At 65.4% G+C, this 15,858-nt stretch carries 14 protein-coding genes and 1 other RNA gene; 10 read left to right on the top strand and 5 right to left on the bottom strand.

Going from position 1 to position 15,858, the window contains the following annotated elements; translation table 11 throughout:
- Positions 1–350 precede the first annotated feature (350 nt).
- Positions 351–2,153 carry an ABC transporter ATP-binding protein gene (locus tag FBZ93_RS28925; protein WP_146990667.1) on the top strand — a complete coding sequence of 601 codons (1,803 nt, stop codon included), beginning with the start codon at positions 351–353 and terminating at the stop codon, positions 2,151–2,153.
- Between the two features lie 84 nt (positions 2,154–2,237).
- Positions 2,238–3,623 carry an MATE family efflux transporter gene (locus FBZ93_RS28920; RefSeq protein WP_146990666.1) on the top strand — a complete coding sequence of 462 codons (1,386 nt, stop codon included), beginning with the start codon at positions 2,238–2,240 and terminating at the stop codon, positions 3,621–3,623.
- 30 nt (positions 3,624–3,653) lie between these two features.
- On the opposite strand, the gene FBZ93_RS28915 is transcribed toward FBZ93_RS28920, so the two are convergent.
- Entirely contained in the window at positions 3,654–4,397 is a 744-nt protein-coding gene (locus tag FBZ93_RS28915) for a sulfite exporter TauE/SafE family protein (protein ID WP_146990664.1), read from the bottom strand.
- Positions 4,398–4,506: 109 nt separating this feature from the next.
- Between FBZ93_RS28915 and FBZ93_RS28910 the strand changes: the two genes are divergently transcribed.
- The gene (locus tag FBZ93_RS28910) at positions 4,507–5,220 is read left to right on the top strand and encodes an alpha/beta fold hydrolase (protein WP_167529266.1); all 714 of its coding nucleotides are present in this window, start codon (positions 4,507–4,509) and stop codon (positions 5,218–5,220) included.
- A 20-nt stretch (positions 5,221–5,240) separates the two neighbouring features.
- Here FBZ93_RS28910 and FBZ93_RS28905 read toward each other — a convergent pair whose 3' ends face one another.
- Together FBZ93_RS28905 and rnpB are read right to left on the bottom strand one after the other, a co-directional pair.
- On the bottom strand, positions 5,241–5,420 hold the full coding sequence (locus FBZ93_RS28905; RefSeq protein ID WP_146990660.1) for a hypothetical protein: 180 nt from the start codon (positions 5,418–5,420) through the stop codon (positions 5,241–5,243).
- 103 nt (positions 5,421–5,523) lie between these two features.
- Positions 5,524–5,936: RNase P RNA component class A (gene rnpB, locus FBZ93_RS28900), an RNA gene on the bottom strand.
- A gap of 147 nt (positions 5,937–6,083) precedes the next feature.
- Between rnpB and FBZ93_RS28895 the strand changes: the two genes are divergently transcribed.
- Both FBZ93_RS28895 and FBZ93_RS28890 read left to right on the top strand, forming a co-directional pair.
- A complete protein-coding gene (locus FBZ93_RS28895) occupies positions 6,084–6,440 on the top strand; it encodes a YciI family protein (RefSeq protein ID WP_146990658.1) in 357 nt (118 codons plus the stop codon).
- Positions 6,441–6,507: 67 nt separating this feature from the next.
- Entirely contained in the window at positions 6,508–7,743 is a 1,236-nt protein-coding gene (locus tag FBZ93_RS28890) for an RNA polymerase sigma factor (protein ID WP_146990656.1), read from the top strand.
- An 86-nt stretch (positions 7,744–7,829) separates the two neighbouring features.
- On the opposite strand, the gene FBZ93_RS28885 is transcribed toward FBZ93_RS28890, so the two are convergent.
- A complete protein-coding gene (locus FBZ93_RS28885; RefSeq protein ID WP_146990654.1) occupies positions 7,830–8,051 on the bottom strand; it encodes a hypothetical protein in 222 nt (73 codons plus the stop codon).
- A gap of 96 nt (positions 8,052–8,147) precedes the next feature.
- The gene (locus FBZ93_RS28880) at positions 8,148–9,020 is read right to left on the bottom strand and encodes an N-acetylmuramoyl-L-alanine amidase (protein ID WP_167529255.1); all 873 of its coding nucleotides are present in this window, start codon (positions 9,018–9,020) and stop codon (positions 8,148–8,150) included.
- A 594-nt stretch (positions 9,021–9,614) separates the two neighbouring features.
- On the opposite strand from FBZ93_RS28880, the gene rsmH reads away from it, so the two are divergent.
- The 5 genes from rsmH (at position 9,615) to FBZ93_RS28850 (ending at position 15,854) form a co-directional block, all read left to right on the top strand.
- Positions 9,615–10,610, top strand: a complete 996-nt coding sequence (gene rsmH, locus FBZ93_RS28870; protein WP_146990650.1) for a 16S rRNA (cytosine(1402)-N(4))-methyltransferase RsmH — start codon at positions 9,615–9,617, stop codon at positions 10,608–10,610.
- A gap of 2 nt (positions 10,611–10,612) precedes the next feature.
- Positions 10,613–11,062, top strand: a complete 450-nt coding sequence (ftsL, locus tag FBZ93_RS28865; RefSeq protein ID WP_074131547.1) for a cell division protein FtsL — start codon at positions 10,613–10,615, stop codon at positions 11,060–11,062.
- Between the two features lie 11 nt (positions 11,063–11,073).
- A complete protein-coding gene (locus tag FBZ93_RS28860; RefSeq protein ID WP_146990894.1) occupies positions 11,074–12,831 on the top strand; it encodes a peptidoglycan D,D-transpeptidase FtsI family protein in 1,758 nt (585 codons plus the stop codon).
- A 123-nt stretch (positions 12,832–12,954) separates the two neighbouring features.
- Complete coding sequence (locus tag FBZ93_RS28855) at positions 12,955–14,424, top strand: UDP-N-acetylmuramoyl-L-alanyl-D-glutamate--2,6-diaminopimelate ligase (RefSeq protein WP_146990649.1); 1,470 nt, start codon at positions 12,955–12,957, stop codon at positions 14,422–14,424.
- Complete coding sequence (locus FBZ93_RS28850) at positions 14,421–15,854, top strand: UDP-N-acetylmuramoylalanyl-D-glutamyl-2,6-diaminopimelate--D-alanyl-D-alanine ligase (protein ID WP_146990647.1); 1,434 nt, start codon at positions 14,421–14,423, stop codon at positions 15,852–15,854. The genes FBZ93_RS28855 and FBZ93_RS28850 overlap by 4 nt, the downstream gene beginning before the upstream one ends.
- Positions 15,855–15,858: the final 4 nt, after the last annotated feature.

Below are 15,858 nucleotides of genomic sequence, written 5' to 3'. Positions count from 1 at the left end.
CGCATCTGCTTCGCCCGTTCGCGTGCAGAACGTTGCATCTCCGACACATTGCCACACTCACGCGCTTGTCGTCTTGCCAATCGCGCGTGATGCATTTATAAGCAGCTCCATCCTTTCACGAACCGGGGAGATGCACATGATGTCGTTTGTTTCGCAGACCGTGCGCCCGCGTTCGATTCTGCTGGGCGCTCTCGCGCAATAGGTCCCAGCGCTGATCGGGCTTGATGCCCGATCATCCAAACTTCCCAACACCTTACCGATTGTTTTCAGCGACGTCTGCGGCCGGATTCCGTCCGCGCGTTGCCTCAGATGGAGCCGGCCGGCGCAGCGGTGCGTGGCCGGGATGTGCCATGAGCTCTCTACCGACCAAGCGTCCGGCCGCGATCCGGATCGTGCTTCCCTTCGTGTTTCGCCACTGGCTGGAACAGCCGTTCCGCGCGTCCATCGTGACGGCGGGCTTCCTCGGCGCGACCGCGGCCGACCTGTTCATGCCGGTATTTTCAGGCCATCTGGTCGACGCGCTGACCGCGGGCGCCACTGACGCCGCCGCGCGCCATGCGGCGATGCTGGCGTTCGGCGCCATCGTCGGCCTCGGCGCGCTGTCGGTGCTGCTGCGGCTGATCGGTATCGAGACCATCGTGCCGTTCACGCTGAAGATGATGTCCGATATCGGGCAGCAAGCCTTCATGCGCGTGCAGCGCTTCTCGACCGACTGGCACGCCAATTCGTTCGCCGGCTCCACCGTGCGCAAGATCACGCGCGGGATGTGGGCGCTCGATTTGTTGAACGACACCATCCTGATGGCGCTGTTGCCGTCGCTCGTCGTGCTGGTCGGCTCGATGATCCTGCTCGGGCTGCACTGGCCGCAGCTCGGCGCGGTGATTGCCGTCGGCTCGGTGATCTATGTCGCGATGACCATGGTGTTCCAGGTGCGCTACGTCGCGCCGGCCGCGCGCGTCTCCAATGCGTGGGACACCAAGGTCGGCGGCACGCTGGCCGACGCCTTGACCTGCAACGCGGTGGTGAAGTCGTTCGGTGCGGAAACGCGCGAGGACATGCGGCTGGACGGCGTCATCAGCCGCTGGGGCCGGCGGGTGCGGCGGACCTGGCTCCGCTACAACCGCACCTCGACGGCGCAGCTGCTGGTGCTGTTGTGCTTCCGCGCCTCGGTGGTCGGCGGCGCGATCCTGCTGTGGGCGCAGGGCGCCGCCACGCCGGGCGACGTCACCTATGTGCTGACCAGCTACTACATCATCCACGCGTATTTGCGGGATGTCGGCATGCACATCAACAACCTGCAGCGTTCGGTGAACGACATGGAGGAGCTGGTGCAGATCCATGGCGAGCCGCTCGGCATCATCGATGCCGATGATGCCGGGACGATCGACATCCAGGGCGGCCGCATCGTGTTCGACGACGTCACGTTCCACTATGGCGGCCATCGCCGGCCGCTGTATGACGGGTTGTCGGTCGACATCGATGCCGGCGAGCGCGTCGGCCTCGTCGGGCGCTCCGGCTCCGGCAAGACGACCTTCGTCAAGCTGGTGCAGCGGCTCTACGATGTCTCCGGTGGCAAGATCCTGGTCGACGGTCAGGATATCGCCAAGGCGACGCAGCAATCGCTGCGCAGCCAGATCGCGATCGTGCAGCAGGAGCCGATCCTGTTTCACCGCACGCTGGCGGAGAACATCGCCTATGGCCGGCCCGGCGCCAGCATGGCGGCGATCGAGCAGGCGGCGCGGCTTGCCAATGCGCACGACTTCATCATGCGGCTGCCGAAGGATTACGGCACGCTGGTGGGCGAGCGCGGCGTCAAGCTGTCGGGCGGCGAGCGGCAGCGCGTCGCGCTGGCGCGCGCCTTCCTGGCGGATGCGCCGATCCTGATCCTGGACGAGGCGACCTCGAGCCTGGATTCGGAATCCGAGGCGCTGATCCAGCAGGCGATGGAACGGCTGATGAAGGGCCGTACCTCGATCGTGATCGCACACCGGCTGTCGACCGTGCGCAGCATGGATCGCATCCTGGTGTTCGACCGCGGCGAGATCGTCGAGCAGGGCACGCACGAGGTGCTTGCCGCGCGTCCGGGCGGCATCTACCGCGGCCTGTTCGAGCGTCAGGCCACCGAGTTCGGCCAGGAAGCGGCGGCGGAGTAGAGCGATGGCGCGTGGCTGATGGGCGGTGTCCGCCAGCCACGCGCCAAAATCGATACGACAATCGATTTTGAGAATGGAATTGATATGAAAGATCTTACGCGCGGCTCCATCGTGAGTCACATATCGACCATGGCTCCCCCGATCGTGGTCGGCATGATCACGATCATGATCTGCCAGCTGGTCGACTTGTATTTTGTCGCCGGCCTCGGCGAGGCCGCCGTCGCCGGAGTGGCTGCCGCCGGCAATGCCGGTTTTCTCGTCAACGCGCTGATGCAGGTGCTGGGCGTCGGCACCGTCGCGCTGATCGCACACGCGGTGGGGCGCGCCGATCGCGCCGATGCCAACCTTGTGTTCAACCAGTCGATCGTGCTGGCGGTGCTGTGCGGGCTGTTGACATTGGGTGCAGGGGCCGTGCTGTCGCGCCCTTACATGCGCGCGGTTGCGGCCGACCAGGCCACCGTTGACGCGGGCACCACCTATCTGTTGTGGTTCATGCCGGCGCTGGCGCTGCAATTCCTCATTCAGGTGATGGCGTCAGCGCTGCGGGCGACCGGCATCGTGCGGCCCAGCATGCTGGTGCAGGCGGTCGCGGTCATCATCAACATCGCACTGGCGCCGGTACTGATCGCGGGCTGGGGCACCGGTCATGCATTCGGCGTTGCCGGGGCGGGTCTGGCAAGCTCGATCGCCGTCTTCATCGGCGTGCTGATGTTGTTCGTGTATTTCCGCAAGCTGGAGCGCTATGTCGGGTTCGATCCCGCGCAGTGGCGCCCGCAACTGCGCCAGTGGACGCGCATCTTCAATGTCGGACTGCCTGCCGGCGGCGAGTTCGCACTGATCTTTGCGTGGATGGGCGTGATCTATTACGTGCTCCGTGATTTCGGTCCGGCGGCCCAGGCCGGCTTCGGCATCGGGACGCGCGTGCTCGGCCTGATCCAGATGCCGGCATTGGCGGTCGCGCTCGCCGCCGGCCCGATCGCCGGTCAGAATTTCGGTGCCGGCAATGCTGGGCGCGTGCGGGAGACTTTCATCAAGGCGGTGTCGATTGGCACCATCGTCATGATCGCGATCACGATCCTCGCGCAGTGGAAGCCGGGGCTGTTGCTCGACGGCTTCTCGAACGATCGCGAGACCATGGCGGTGGCCGCCCAGTTCCTGCACTTCGTGTCCATGAATCTGGTGGCGCAGGGGCTGGTCTTTACCAGCAACAGCATGTTCCAGGGCCTCGGCAACACCCGGCCGGTGCTGTTGAGCTCGTTCGTGCGCCTCTTCGCCTATGCGGTGCCGGTGATCTGGCTCTCGACGCGGCCCGGCTTCCGGATCGAGCACGTGTGGTACCTGTCGATCGTGTCGACGTGGCTGCAAGCTGGTCTGAGCTTGTGGTTGCTGCGTCGCGAATTCAGCAGGCGTCTCGCGCCGCCGGCGCGGGAAGCCACTCCGGAGCGCGTTGGTCTCGAGCCGGTCGGATGACCGGCTCAGCCAATGTGCGACGGCGGCTGATCATCGCGGCGCCAGCCCATTCCACACCAGCGCCGCGCCGGACAGGAACAGCAGCGCCAGCACGACGTCGGAGAAATTGCGGTCGCTGAGCGCGTGATAGAGCCGGGCGCCGAGCCAGGCGCCGAGCAGCGTTCCCGGAAACGCGCAGGCGACGAGCCAGATCAGTTCGGGTTTCACCAGGCCGCTTGCGATCTGGACCAGGAGCGCCGCCGCCAGAATGGTGAAGTTGAAGATCTGGAACACGCCGCGGCGCTGCTGCTTGCCCCAGCCGCGCACGCTCGCCCACAGGATCGGCAGCGGGCCGGACAGTCCGGCGAGGCCGCCGAGAATGCCGCCGGCAAATCCGATCGCACCGTCAGCCCATTTGCCGCCGAAGGCGATCGACATCGGCCTACGTTGCAGGAACAGCAGGGTCGGAAACACCAGCAGGAAAACGCCGACCGTCAGTTTGAAGACTGCGGGGTCGGCCCGCGCGATCAGCAGGATCCCGATCGGCACGCCCAATAGGCCGCAGATGACGAATGGCCAGACCAGGCGGAAATCGATCGTCTTCCAGATCGACGGCAGCGTCGACACCTGCGCGATGACGGAGCAGACCAGCACCAACGGCACCGCAAGCGTCGGCGGCAGCACATAGAGCCAGATGCCGAGCGCCATCAGCGCGGTGCCGAAGCCGGCGAGGCCGGAGACGAAACCGCCGGCAAGCGCGCCGAAGAACAGGATGGCGTAGCTCGCCGGGTTCATCCTCATCTCGTTCTTATGATCGTTGCCGCGACGTTTACACGACGCCGGCCGTGGGTACACTTCAAAATCTTGCCCCATCAACGATAATCGGAATGGAAGCATCCTCATGATTGCTGGTTCGTCGAAAACCTTTCTGGTCTGTCACGGCGCCTGGTCGGCAGGATGGGCGTGGAAGAAGATGCATCCCTTGATGCAGGCCGCCGGGCACCGGCTCGTGACGCCGAGCTACACCGGGCTCGGCGAGCGCGCGCACCTCGCGCATCGAGGGCTCGACCTCGAAGCGCATATCCAGGACATGCTTAACGTCATTTCCTATGAAGACCTCCGCGACATCGTGCTGGTCGGCCATTCCTATGGCGGCATGGTCGCGACCGGCGTCGCCGACCGGGTGCGCGAGCGCATCGCGCAGATGATCTATATCGACGCCTTCGTGCCGCGTGACGGCCAGTCGCTGTTCGATCTCAACGAGTCGGCCATCGAGACCATGCGCGAGCTCGCGAGCGATGGCGACGGCTGGCGTATTCCGCCGATGCCGACGCCGCCGGACACATCTCCGGCAGACCTCGAATGGCTGACCGCGCGCCGCGTCGACATGCCGATCAAATGTTTCGAGCAGAAGCTGAGGCTGCAACACGGCGAGACCAGCCTGCCGCGCAGCTACATCTACGCCACTCGCGCCACGCAGGCCGACACGTTCGGCCAGTTTGCAAAACGCACGAAGAATAAAGCCGGCTGGCGTTACTTCGAGATCGATGCCAGCCACTCGCCGAACGTCACCGCGCCCGAGGCGCTGATGGCAATGCTGCAGGACATCGTGGCCTGACGTCCGGGCAATCGCGGCTCTTATTTTTCTGCGTCATCGTCCTTGAGCCGAATGCCTTCGGCGCGCAGAGCCGCAAAGAGAGCCGCGATGTCATCGGACTCCATACTGTTCGGGCACAAGCCGTTGAGCTGCTCGGTGGTGATCGTGCCGCTGCTCTTGGCGACGTCTCGCGCCTTTGCCATGATCTTCTGAAGGTCCATCTGCGATTCTCCGCGACGCGGGCATTCTAGCAAATGCGATGCATTCGTGGTGTCCGATATGGCGAGGGGCCCGGCGTGTTGCGCCGAGCCCCTCATACTCCAAAATATCAGCCGGCCTGTAAGCCGGGTTCTGTAGGGCACCATTCTCGCGAACGGTACGCGACGGCCATTCCTCTGGGACAAGGTTTGCACCTTGCCTCGAGCAACCTACCCGGACAGCGGGCCTGACATCGCCCTGCGGTGTTATCGCGCATGCGCGAACTAACCGCGTTGCCGTCCCTATTCGGTTTTGCTCCCGGTGTGGTTTGCCATGCCGTCTCCGTTGCCGGAAACGCGGTGCGCTCTTACCGCACCTTTTCACCCTTACCTCGCCGAAGCGGGGCGGTTCATTCTCTGTGGCACTTTCCCTGGGGTCGCCCCCGCCGGACGTTATCCGGCACCGCATGTCGATGGAGCCCGGACTTTCCTCTCCCGCGGCCTTTCGGCACCAGCGGGAGCGGCCGTCCGGCCGACTGACGCCCATGGCATGGGCGTTTCGGGCGGTCCCGTCAAGCGGATTAGCCCCGCCAAGGCCGCCAAAATAATTTATCCTGAAGATGTCGTCCCGCCCGCCGCCCGTTCGACTGGGTGTCGGCGATCCAGCCGATCAAGAGGAGAGATGAGATGCAATATTTGCTGCTGATCTACCGGAGCGACGCGGAATATGGCCGTATGAATGCCGACGACCGCAAGGCGGTGACGGCGGAATACGGTGCCTACACCCAGTCGATTATCCAGAGCGGGCACTTCAAGGCCGGCGACGGGCTGCAGCCGGTGTCGACGGCCACCACCGTGCGGGTCCGCGACGGCAAGACGCTGACCACCGATGGGCCGTTCGCGGAAACCCGCGAGCAGCTCGGCGGCTACTATCTGGTCGAGGCCAAGGATCTCGACACCGCGCTCGGCCTTGCGGCGCGGATTCCCGGCGCCAAGACCGGATCGATCGAAGTCAGGCCGGTCATGATCTACGATAATCCGTGATGGCGCCGTCAACCTGATGGACCCAGCGGCTGCGCCGGTTGCGCAGCCGCAAACGCGATCGATCGCCATGACCCCGAGCCAGATCGAAAAGGTGTTTCGCGACGAGGCGGGCCGGGCGCTTGCCACGCTGATCCGCCTCGTCGGCGATTTCGATCTGGCCGAGGATGCGCTTCAGGATGCCTTTGCGATCGCGCTGCAACGCTGGCCGATCGGTGAATTCCCCGCCAATCCGCGCGCCTGGCTGGTCAATGTCGGGCGCAACAAGGCGATCGACCGCGTTCGCCGCGCGGTTGCGTTTCGCGGCAAGCAGCAGGAGCTGACGCACCAATTGTCGCTGGATGCGGAGGCGCCGTCCGAGCCCGCCGATGCGACGCTCGACGACGATATGCTGCGGCTGATCTTCACCTGCTGCCATCCGTCTTTTGCCGCCGAGGTACAGGTTGCGCTGACCTTGCGCACGGTGTGCGGACTGACGACGGCAGAGGTCGCGCGCGCTTTCCTGGTGAGCGAGGACACGATGGCGCAGCGCCTCTTGCGCGCCAAGCAGAAGATCAAGCTCGCCGGCATTCCCTACGAGGTGCCGGAGCGCGAGGCGCTGGAGCCGCGCCTCACCGGCGTGCTCGCGGTGATCTATCTCGTCTTCACCGAAGGCTATGCGGCGACCGCCGGCGAGGATTTGATGCGGCCCGATCTTGCGCGCGAGGCGATCCGGCTGGCGCGGCTGCTCGATGGGCTGATTCCGGCGCGCGGCGAGATCAAGGGCCTGCTCGCGCTGATGTTGCTGCACGACGCGCGCCGCGCCGGCCGCCAGACCGCCGGCGGCGACATTGTGCTGCTCGAGGAGCAGGACCGTTCGCTGTGGGATGTCAAGCAGATCGCCGAAGGTGTGAAGCTGGTCGAGGAGGCGCTGCAGATGCCGGGCCGGCCGCAATCCTATGCCGTGCAGGCCGCGATCGCCGCGCTGCATGCGCGGGCACCGAGCTATGAAGATACCGACTGGCCGCAGATCGCCGGTCTTTATGAAGTGTTGCTGCGCATCAGCCCGTCGCCGGTGATCGAGCTCAACCACGCGGCTGCGGTGTCGATGGTCGACGGTCCGGCGCGGGCCCTCGATCTGATCGATGCGCTGGATGCGCGCGGCACCCTGAAGGGATACGATCAGCTGCCCGCGGTGCGCGCCGATCTGCTACGCCGCCTCGGCCGCAAGGACGAAGCACGACAGGCCTATCTCGCCGCAACCGCCGCGACGCAACTCGAGCCGCTGCGGCGGCTCTACGCGCGCAGGATCGCCGAGATGGGGTGAGCAACTCACCTCATCTCGTACGCGGCCAGCGAGGGCACGCCTCTCCAATCAGCGATCGTCAGCGTGCCGTTCGGCGTTGAACGTGCTCAGTACCCGGTCTTCGCCTTGGTGTCGCCGGTCGACTTGTCGGTCGTCGTCTTTCCAGTCGACATGCCGGTCGTGGTGCCAGGTGCCATCTTCTTCTGCGCATGATGGACTTTGTGGGTCTTGTGCATAGTCGACGTGGACTTGCCTTGGGTCGTCATAGCGGCTGCCGGAGCGGCGATCAGGCCAACGGCGACAGCTCCCGCGATCAGTGCTTTGAACATGGACGAATCTCCACTCAGACCGCCCCAGCTAAAAAAGGCGGCACGTGGTCAAAAGTTCCATTTGCGCACGCGCATTTGGCAGGAAAAAAAGCGGCGCTACTTGGCCTTCGCCACAACCGCCGTCGCCGCATCCGGCGGCAGGCTCTCGAGCAGCGCGTACAGCGTCGCCATGGTGGAGCGGTCGGCGATCCCGTCGACGCGCTCGGGGCGGAAGTGACGCTGGAAGGCGGTGACGACTTCCATGGTCGGGCCGTCGAACTTGCCGTTGGTCGGAATGTTGTAGCCGTAACGGCGGAACGCGGCCTGCATGTTGGAGACGGCATCGCTGATCGCACCGAGCTGCAGCGCGTCGCCGCGCACGATCGGCGCCGGCTGCACCCAGTGCCCGACGCCGGAATTGGCCAGCGAGTGCCACGGGAATTTCTCGCCGGGATCCTTCTTGCGTCCCGGCGCCACGTCGGAATGGCCGAGCACGCGATGCGAGACCACCTTGCGGCGAAGCATGATGCCGCGACACAGCGCGATGACGGCCGCGATCTGGCGCAGCGGGAAGTCGGGATAACCCCAATCGTGGCCGCGATTGACGATCTCGACGCCGATCGAGCAGGAATTGATGTCGTCCTCGCCGGCCCAGGCGGCGACGCCGGCGTGCCAGGCGCGCTTGCTCTCCGGCACGCATTGCACGATGCGGCCGTCCTCGAGCGCGATGTAATGCGCCGAGACCTCGGTGCCGGCGGTGCAGAGCTGGGCGATCGCGCCCTCGACATCGGGCATGCCGGTATAGTGCAGCACGATCATGTCGGGCTGCCGGTCGCCCGCGCGGTCGCCGAAATTGACCGACGGGATCACGTCGGAGGCGATCGAGGAATCCGGCGTGAACGTCTTCACGTCGGCCACGCCCTTCGGAACAGGAAGGACGCGCTGACGCTTCGGATCAGCATTGCCGGACGAGGACGAACCAGAAGCCATACGAATCACTCAAACCCAAACCAGGAGTACGCATTTTGACATATGGATAAACAAATAGGCGTTTACTATTCCTTTACCGTGCAGGGCCGCGCAATCGGCCTCTCGGGTTCCATGGGTGGCAAGATGCCCAGTGCGATATGCCCGGAGCGAACACCGAGGCTATCATTCGAAAGCGGATCAAAGTCGCGCGATTCTGCTAACCGATCATCAACGTTTTCTTAACGTTAAGTGCCGTTACTGAGAGGTGAAGTGCCGAACCGGTTTCGGGGGACGGCCACAGGACGCTGAGCCCCGCTGTTTGCGCGAAATCCCATGGAAACCCTCCCAATTCCGGTCGGATATCAGGATTTGCGGCCGAGGAGGGGAGTGGGCGCTGGCATCACGCGGCGGCATTTTCGCCGGAACGGTCGGGCAAGAGCGTTTTCGAGCGAAGTGGATACCGGTTCGCGTGAAGAAAACGCGCCAAGACAAGAATCTGGAGCCCCGTTCCGATCCGGTCGGAACGGAAAGGGCTCCCGCGAGGATTCGAGACGCAATGGATCGGCGCGCAACCAGCTTGCATGCCAGTTACGAGACCCTGTCCGGGGACCGCGCATGAGCGAGCGTGCGTCGCGTCACATTTCGGTGCTGGGCCGCGAGGCGGTCGCCTATCTCGAACCGCGCGCCGGCGGCATCTATGTCGACGCGACCTTCGGCGCCGGCGGCTACAGCCGCATGATTCTCGACGTCACTGATACGCGCGTGATCGGCATCGACCGCGACCGCAATGCGATCACAGGCGGCTTCGATCTGGTCGACGGCGCGGGCGGCCGGCTGACGCTGGTCGAGGATCGCTTCTCTGAACTCGCCGAGGTCTGCGCCGCGCAGGGCGTGGATGCGGTCGACGGCGTCGTGATGGATGTCGGCGTCTCCTCGATGCAACTCGACCAGGCCGAGCGCGGATTTTCCTTCCGCCTGAGCGGCCCGCTCGACATGCGGATGGCCCAGAGCGGCCCGACCGCGGCCGACGTGGTCGCCACCGCGACCGAAAAGCAGCTCGCCGACATCATCTACATCTTCGGCGAAGAGCGCCATTCGCGCGGTGTTGCGCGTGCCATCGTCGCCGCGCGCAAGGAAGCGCCGATCACGACGACCGAAGCGCTTGCCAATATCGTCGCGAAAGTGGTGCGCGCCAAGCCGAACGAAATCCATCCGGCGACGCGGACGTTTCAGGCGCTGCGCATCTTCGTCAATGAAGAGCTCGACGAGCTGCACCAGGCGCTCGCGGCGGCCGAGCGGGTGCTGAAGCCCGGCGGCCGGCTCGCCGTGGTCTCGTTCCATTCGCTGGAAGACCGCATCGTCAAGAATTTCCTCAGCGAGCGCGGCAAGGTCTCCGCCGGCTCGCGGCATCTGCCCGAGGTCGCGCAATCAGCGCCGAGCTTTCAGATCCTGACCAAGCGGCCGGTTGTGCCATCCGATGCGGAGATCGCGGCGAATCCGCGCGCGCGTTCCGCAAAACTGCGCGCGGCCGAACGCACCGCCGCGCCCGCGCATGCGGACGATGACCTGCCGTCATGGCCGCGGCTGTCCGACCTGAAGCGGGGAGGGTGACGATGCGCCTTCTCCACCTCCTCGTCATCGGCATGCTGATCTTCGCGGCGTCCTATGTCTACCGCATCAAGATGGAATCGACCGCGCGCGTCGAACGCGTGCTGCAGCTCAATGCCGAGATCCGCGAGCAACGCAATGCGATCGCCGCCTTGCGCGCCGAATGGGCCAAACTCGATGCGCCGCTGCGGCTGCAGGGGCTTGCCGAACGCCATCTGCCGTTGAAGCCGCTCAACGCCAACCAGTACGATTCCCTGAAGAACCTGCCGGAGCGGCCGCCGAGCTTCACTCGGCCCGGTTCGCGCGATCCGATCGGCGCGATGATCGACACCATCGAGGCCGCCGCCGCGCCCGACAGCACGACCGGATCGATCGACAGGCCGGCGACCGACCAGCCTGCCGCCGACCAGCCCGTGTCCGACGATTCCGGACAGGGCGGGGGAGACCAGCAATGACGGGACCTGCCATGACCAATCCGGCGCCCGCCAACAAACCGACGGCGAAATCCGCCGAGCCGCTGCGCCAGCGGCTGATCCGCTCGCTGTTGTACGGAAGCAATGTCGACCGTGCCGCCAAGGCGCGTGCGCGCGTCGGTCTTGCGATCCTCGCCTTCGCCGCGGTCTACTGCGTGCTGGCCGGACGGCTCGTGCTGTTCGCCGTCGGCGCCGACAGCCATGGCGCGCGGCGCACCGCCTCGCAGGACGCGATCGCAACCGCAAGGCCCGACATCACCGACCGCAACGGCGAAATTCTCGCGACCGACGTCAAGGCGCCGAGCCTGTTCGCCGAGCCGCGCCGCCTGATCGACAAGGACGAGGCGATCGAGCTCTTGACCGGAGCCTTGCCCGATCTCGACACCTCAGAAGTGCGCGACCGTCTGTCGTCGCGCAAGGGCTTCGTCTGGCTGAAGCGCGAGATCACGCCGAAGCAGCAGAACGATATCCATCGTCTTGGTCTCCCCGGCGTCGGCTTCCTGCGCGAGAACAAGCGCGTCTACCCGACCGGCAACGAGGTCGCCCATTTGATCGGCCTGGTCAACATCGACAACCAGGGCATCGCCGGCATGGAGAAGTGGCTGGACAGTAACGGTCTGGCCGATCTGCATCGCGCAGGCTTCGCCACCGACCGGCTGCAGAAGCCGGTGGAATTGTCGGTCGACCTGCGCGTCGAGCACGCGCTGCGCGACGAGCTGATCAAGGCGAAAGAGAAGTTCAAGGCCAAGGCCGCCTCGGGCCTCGTCTCCAACGTGCGCACCGGCGAGATCGTGGCGATGGTGTCGCTGCCGGATTTCGATCCGAACAATCCGAAGGAAGCGCACGATCCCGATCGCATCAATCGCCTGACCACCGGCGTATACGAGATGGGCTCGACCTTCAAGGCGTTCACGCTGGCGATGGCGCTGGATAGCGGCAGGTTCGACCTCAATTCGATGTGGGATGCGCGCGGCCCGCTGCACTACGGCAAGTTCGCGATCCATGACGATCACAATCTGGGCCGCATGATCAACATGAAGGAGGTGTTCTACTATTCCTCCAACATCGGCGCCGGGCGCATTGCGCTGGCGATGGGCGTCGACGCGCACAAGGCCTTCCTGCGCAAGATGGGGCAGCTCGAGCGGCTGCGCACCGAACTGCCGGAAAGCGCCTCGCCGATCGTGCCGAAGAAGTGGGGCGAATTGAACACCGTCACGATCTCGTTCGGTCACGGCATCGCGGTGGCGCCGCTGCAGGCGGTGATGGGCATCGACGCGCTGGTCAATGGCGGCTACCTGATCCCGCCGACCTTCCTGAAGCGCACCGAGCAGGAGGCGATGGCGCTCGCGAAGCGCGTCATCAAGCCCGAGACCTCGGACAAGATGCGCTATCTGATGCGGCTCAACGCCGAGGTCGGCACCGCGAAGAAGGCCGACGTCAAGGGCTACTATATCGGCGGCAAGACCGGCACTGCGGAGAAGGTGATCAACGGCCGCTACGCCAAGAAGCGCGTGCTCAACGCCTTCACCGCGATCCTGCCCGCCGACAATCCGAAATACCAGCTGCTGATCATGCTCGACGAGCCGCAGCCGCTGAAGGAGACCTATGGTTTCATCACCTCGGGCTGGAATGCGGTGCCGACCGGCGGCAATGTGATCGCCCGAATTGCGCCGCTTTTGGGCGTCGAACCGCGATTCGACCTGCCGCCGTCCGACCGCCTTATTCTTGCGGCATCCAGAACAACCCAGTAAGGCGTATAGTCACAGCATGATCCGGACCGGAACGGCCGCGTTAGCGAAAAGTGCGAAGCGGTTTTCCGATCAGATCATGCTCAAATAGCGGCGCCAGAACGGCGCCGGCCAGACTGGAAGATCATGAGACTTCGCGACCTCTTCAGCGCCGATGCCACGATCGATCCAAGGATCGATCCAAGTGCCGACGCTGTCATGGTCGGTGGGCTTGCGGTCGACAGCCGTGTGGTGAAGCCGGGCGACCTGTTCTTCGCACTGTCGGGCAGCAAGACCGACGGCGCGCGCTTCATCGATGCGGCGATTGCCGCGGGCGCGGTTGCGATTGCCGGCGACCATCCGCCGCAGGTGCCGCTTCGCGTTCCGTTTGTCGCAACGCCAAATCCACGCCGCGCGCTGGCGCTTGCCGCGGCCAAATTCTTCTCCCGCCAGCCCGCGACGATCGCCGCGGTGACCGGCACCAGCGGCAAGACCTCGGTCGCCGCCTTCACGCGCCAGATCTGGCAGCGGCTCGGTCACTCCTCGGCGAGCATCGGCACCATCGGTCTCGTCTCCGACAAGCGCACCGTCTACGGTTCGCTGACGACGCCCGATCCGATCGCGCTGCATCGCCAGCTCGACGAGATCGCACGCGACGGTGTCACGAATCTGGCGTTCGAGGCCTCCTCGCATGGCCTCGACCAGTATCGGCTCGAAGGCGTGCGCATCGCGGCCGGCGGCTTCACCAATCTGTCGCGCGACCACATGGATTATCATCCCGACGTCGCGCATTACCTGAACGCCAAGCTGCGGCTGTTCCGCGATCTCGTCGCCGATGGCGGCGCTGCCGTAATCTCCGCCGATCATGACTGCTCGGCCGAGGTGATCGAGGCGGCGCGCGCGCGCGGACTGCGCATCATCACGGTCGGTCGCAACGCCGACGCATGCGAGGGCATCAAGCTCACGGACGCCGCCATCGAAGGTTTTGCGCAGAAGCTCGTGATCGAGCACTGCGGACGCAAATATGCGATCCGGCTGCCGCTGGTCGGCGAATTCCAGATCGAGAACGCACTGGTCGCGGCGGGCCTTGCGATCGGCACCGGCAGCGCGGCCGATGACGTGATCGGCTGCCTCCAACACCTTGAGGGGGCAAAAGGCCGGCTCGAGTTCGTCGGCGAGCACAACGGCGCGCCGATCTTCGTCGATTACGCGCACAAGCCCGATGCCCTCGCCAAGGCGCTGCAGGCGCTGCGGCCCTATGCGAAGCGCAATCTGGTTGTGATCTTCGGCGCCGGCGGCGATCGCGACGCCGGCAAGCGTCCGATCATGGGCGCGATCGCGGCCGAGAATGCCGATCAAATCATCGTCACCGACGACAATCCGCGCAGCGAGAAGCCCGAGGCGATCCGCGCCGCGATCATGGCGACCGCAAAGGGCGCGCGCGAGATCGGCGACCGCGCCGAGGCGATCCGCGCCGGCATCGCCGGCCTCGAGCCTGGCGATGCGCTGGTCGTGGCCGGCAAGGGCCACGAGGTCGGGCAGATCGTCGGCGGCACGACGTTGCCGTTCAGCGATCATGAAGCGGTCGCAAATGCATTGGCCGGGGAGGGCGCATGAGCACGCTGTTGTGGACCTCGGATGCGATGGCGACGGCGATGCGCGCCGCGACGCAAGGCACGCTGCCGGACGGCGTCACCGGTCTTTCGATCGACAGCCGCACCATCGCGCCGGGCGAAGCTTATTTCGCGATCAAGGGCGACGTCCATGACGGCCATGCCTTCGTCGCGGCGGCGCTGAAGGCAGGCGCCGGGCTTGCCGTGGTCGAGGCCGCGCAATGCGACAAGTTTCCCACTGATGCGCCGCTGCTGGTGGTCGACGACGTGCTCGCCGGCCTGGTCGAACTCGCGCATGCCTCGCGCGCGCGGCTCAATGCGAAGATCATCGCGGTGACCGGTTCGGTCGGCAAGACCTCGACCAAGGAGGCGCTGCGCCGCGTGCTGTCGGCGCAGGGCGAGACCCATGCCTCGGTCGCGTCGTTCAACAATCACTGGGGCGTGCCGCTGTCGCTGGCGCGTTGCCCCGCGAGCACGCGCTTTGCGGTGTTCGAGATCGGCATGAACCATGCCGGCGAGATCACGCCGCTGGTGAAGATGGTGCGGCCGCACGTCGCAATCATCACCACGATCGAGCCGGTGCATCTGGAATTCTTCGCCGGCATCGAGGCGATCGCCGACGCCAAGGCGGAGATCTTCGCAGGCCTCGAGCCCGATGGCGCGGCCGTGCTCAACCGCGACAACGGACAATTCGCGCGGCTGCAGAAGCAGGCGAAGAAGGCCGGCATCTCGCGCATCGTCTCGTTCGGTGCCGACAAGCGCGCCGAAGCGCGGCTGATCGATCTCTCGCTGCACGCGACCTGCTCGGCGGTGCATGCAGATATTCTGGATCACGACATCACCTACAAGATCGGCATGCCCGGCCGCCACATGGCGATGAACTCGCTTGCGGTGCTCGCGGGCGCCTCGCTGCTCGGCGCCGATATCGCGCGCGCGGCGCTGTCGCTGTCGCAGCTCGAGGCGCCGACCGGCCGCGGCTTCCGCCGCACGCTCGAGGTCGGCCATGGCGAGGCGACGCTGATCGACGAGAGCTACAACGCCAACCCGGCCTCGATGGGGGCCGCGCTCAATGTGCTCGGCCAGGCCTCGACCGGGGCGCATGGCCGGCGCATCGCCGTACTCGGCGACATGCTCGAACTCGGGCCGACCGGGCCCGAGCTGCACCGCGGTCTCAACGAGGCCGTGACCGCCAACCGCATCGACCTCGTATATTGTTGTGGTCCGCTGATGCGGAATTTATGGGATGCCCTTTCCACCGGCAAGCGGGGAGGCTATGCCGAGAGTTCGGCGGCGCTCGAGGCGCAGGCAGTCGCCGCGGTCCGTGCCGGTGACGTGATCATGGTGAAGGGCTCGCTGGGATCGAAGATGAAGCTCATTGTCAGCGCGCTGGAAAAGCGCTTCCCCGACAAGGCCGCGCACGAAGAAGCGGTATAGGACC

Source organism: Bradyrhizobium macuxiense, assembly GCF_007993935.1.
Taxonomy (GTDB): Bacteria; Pseudomonadota; Alphaproteobacteria; order Rhizobiales; family Xanthobacteraceae; genus Bradyrhizobium; species Bradyrhizobium macuxiense_A.
Note: the sequence above shows the minus strand (reverse complement) of the source record. Positions and strands in the feature narration are given on the sequence as shown.

Excerpts from the sequence above, each read along its gene's own strand:
- ftsL (WP_074131547.1), top strand. The coding sequence starts at position 10,613 with ATGCGCCTTCTCCACCTCCTCGTCATCGGCATGCTGATCTTCGCGGCG.
- FBZ93_RS28925 (WP_146990667.1), top strand. The coding sequence starts at position 351 with ATGAGCTCTCTACCGACCAAGCGTCCGGCCGCGATCCGGATCGTGCTT.
- FBZ93_RS28890 (WP_146990656.1), top strand. The coding sequence starts at position 6,508 with ATGACCCCGAGCCAGATCGAAAAGGTGTTTCGCGACGAGGCGGGCCGG.
- FBZ93_RS28885 (WP_146990654.1), bottom strand. The coding sequence starts at position 8,051 with ATGTTCAAAGCACTGATCGCGGGAGCTGTCGCCGTTGGCCTGATCGCC.
- FBZ93_RS28850 (WP_146990647.1), top strand. The coding sequence starts at position 14,421 with ATGAGCACGCTGTTGTGGACCTCGGATGCGATGGCGACGGCGATGCGC.
- FBZ93_RS28905 (WP_146990660.1), bottom strand. The coding sequence starts at position 5,420 with ATGGACCTTCAGAAGATCATGGCAAAGGCGCGAGACGTCGCCAAGAGC.
- FBZ93_RS28895 (WP_146990658.1), top strand. The coding sequence starts at position 6,084 with ATGCAATATTTGCTGCTGATCTACCGGAGCGACGCGGAATATGGCCGT.
- FBZ93_RS28855 (WP_146990649.1), top strand. The coding sequence starts at position 12,955 with ATGAGACTTCGCGACCTCTTCAGCGCCGATGCCACGATCGATCCAAGG.
- FBZ93_RS28920 (WP_146990666.1), top strand. The coding sequence starts at position 2,238 with ATGAAAGATCTTACGCGCGGCTCCATCGTGAGTCACATATCGACCATG.
- FBZ93_RS28915 (WP_146990664.1), bottom strand. The coding sequence starts at position 4,397 with ATGAACCCGGCGAGCTACGCCATCCTGTTCTTCGGCGCGCTTGCCGGC.
- FBZ93_RS28880 (WP_167529255.1), bottom strand. The coding sequence starts at position 9,020 with ATGGCTTCTGGTTCGTCCTCGTCCGGCAATGCTGATCCGAAGCGTCAG.
- rsmH (WP_146990650.1), top strand. The coding sequence starts at position 9,615 with ATGAGCGAGCGTGCGTCGCGTCACATTTCGGTGCTGGGCCGCGAGGCG.
- FBZ93_RS28860 (WP_146990894.1), top strand. The coding sequence starts at position 11,074 with ATGACCAATCCGGCGCCCGCCAACAAACCGACGGCGAAATCCGCCGAG.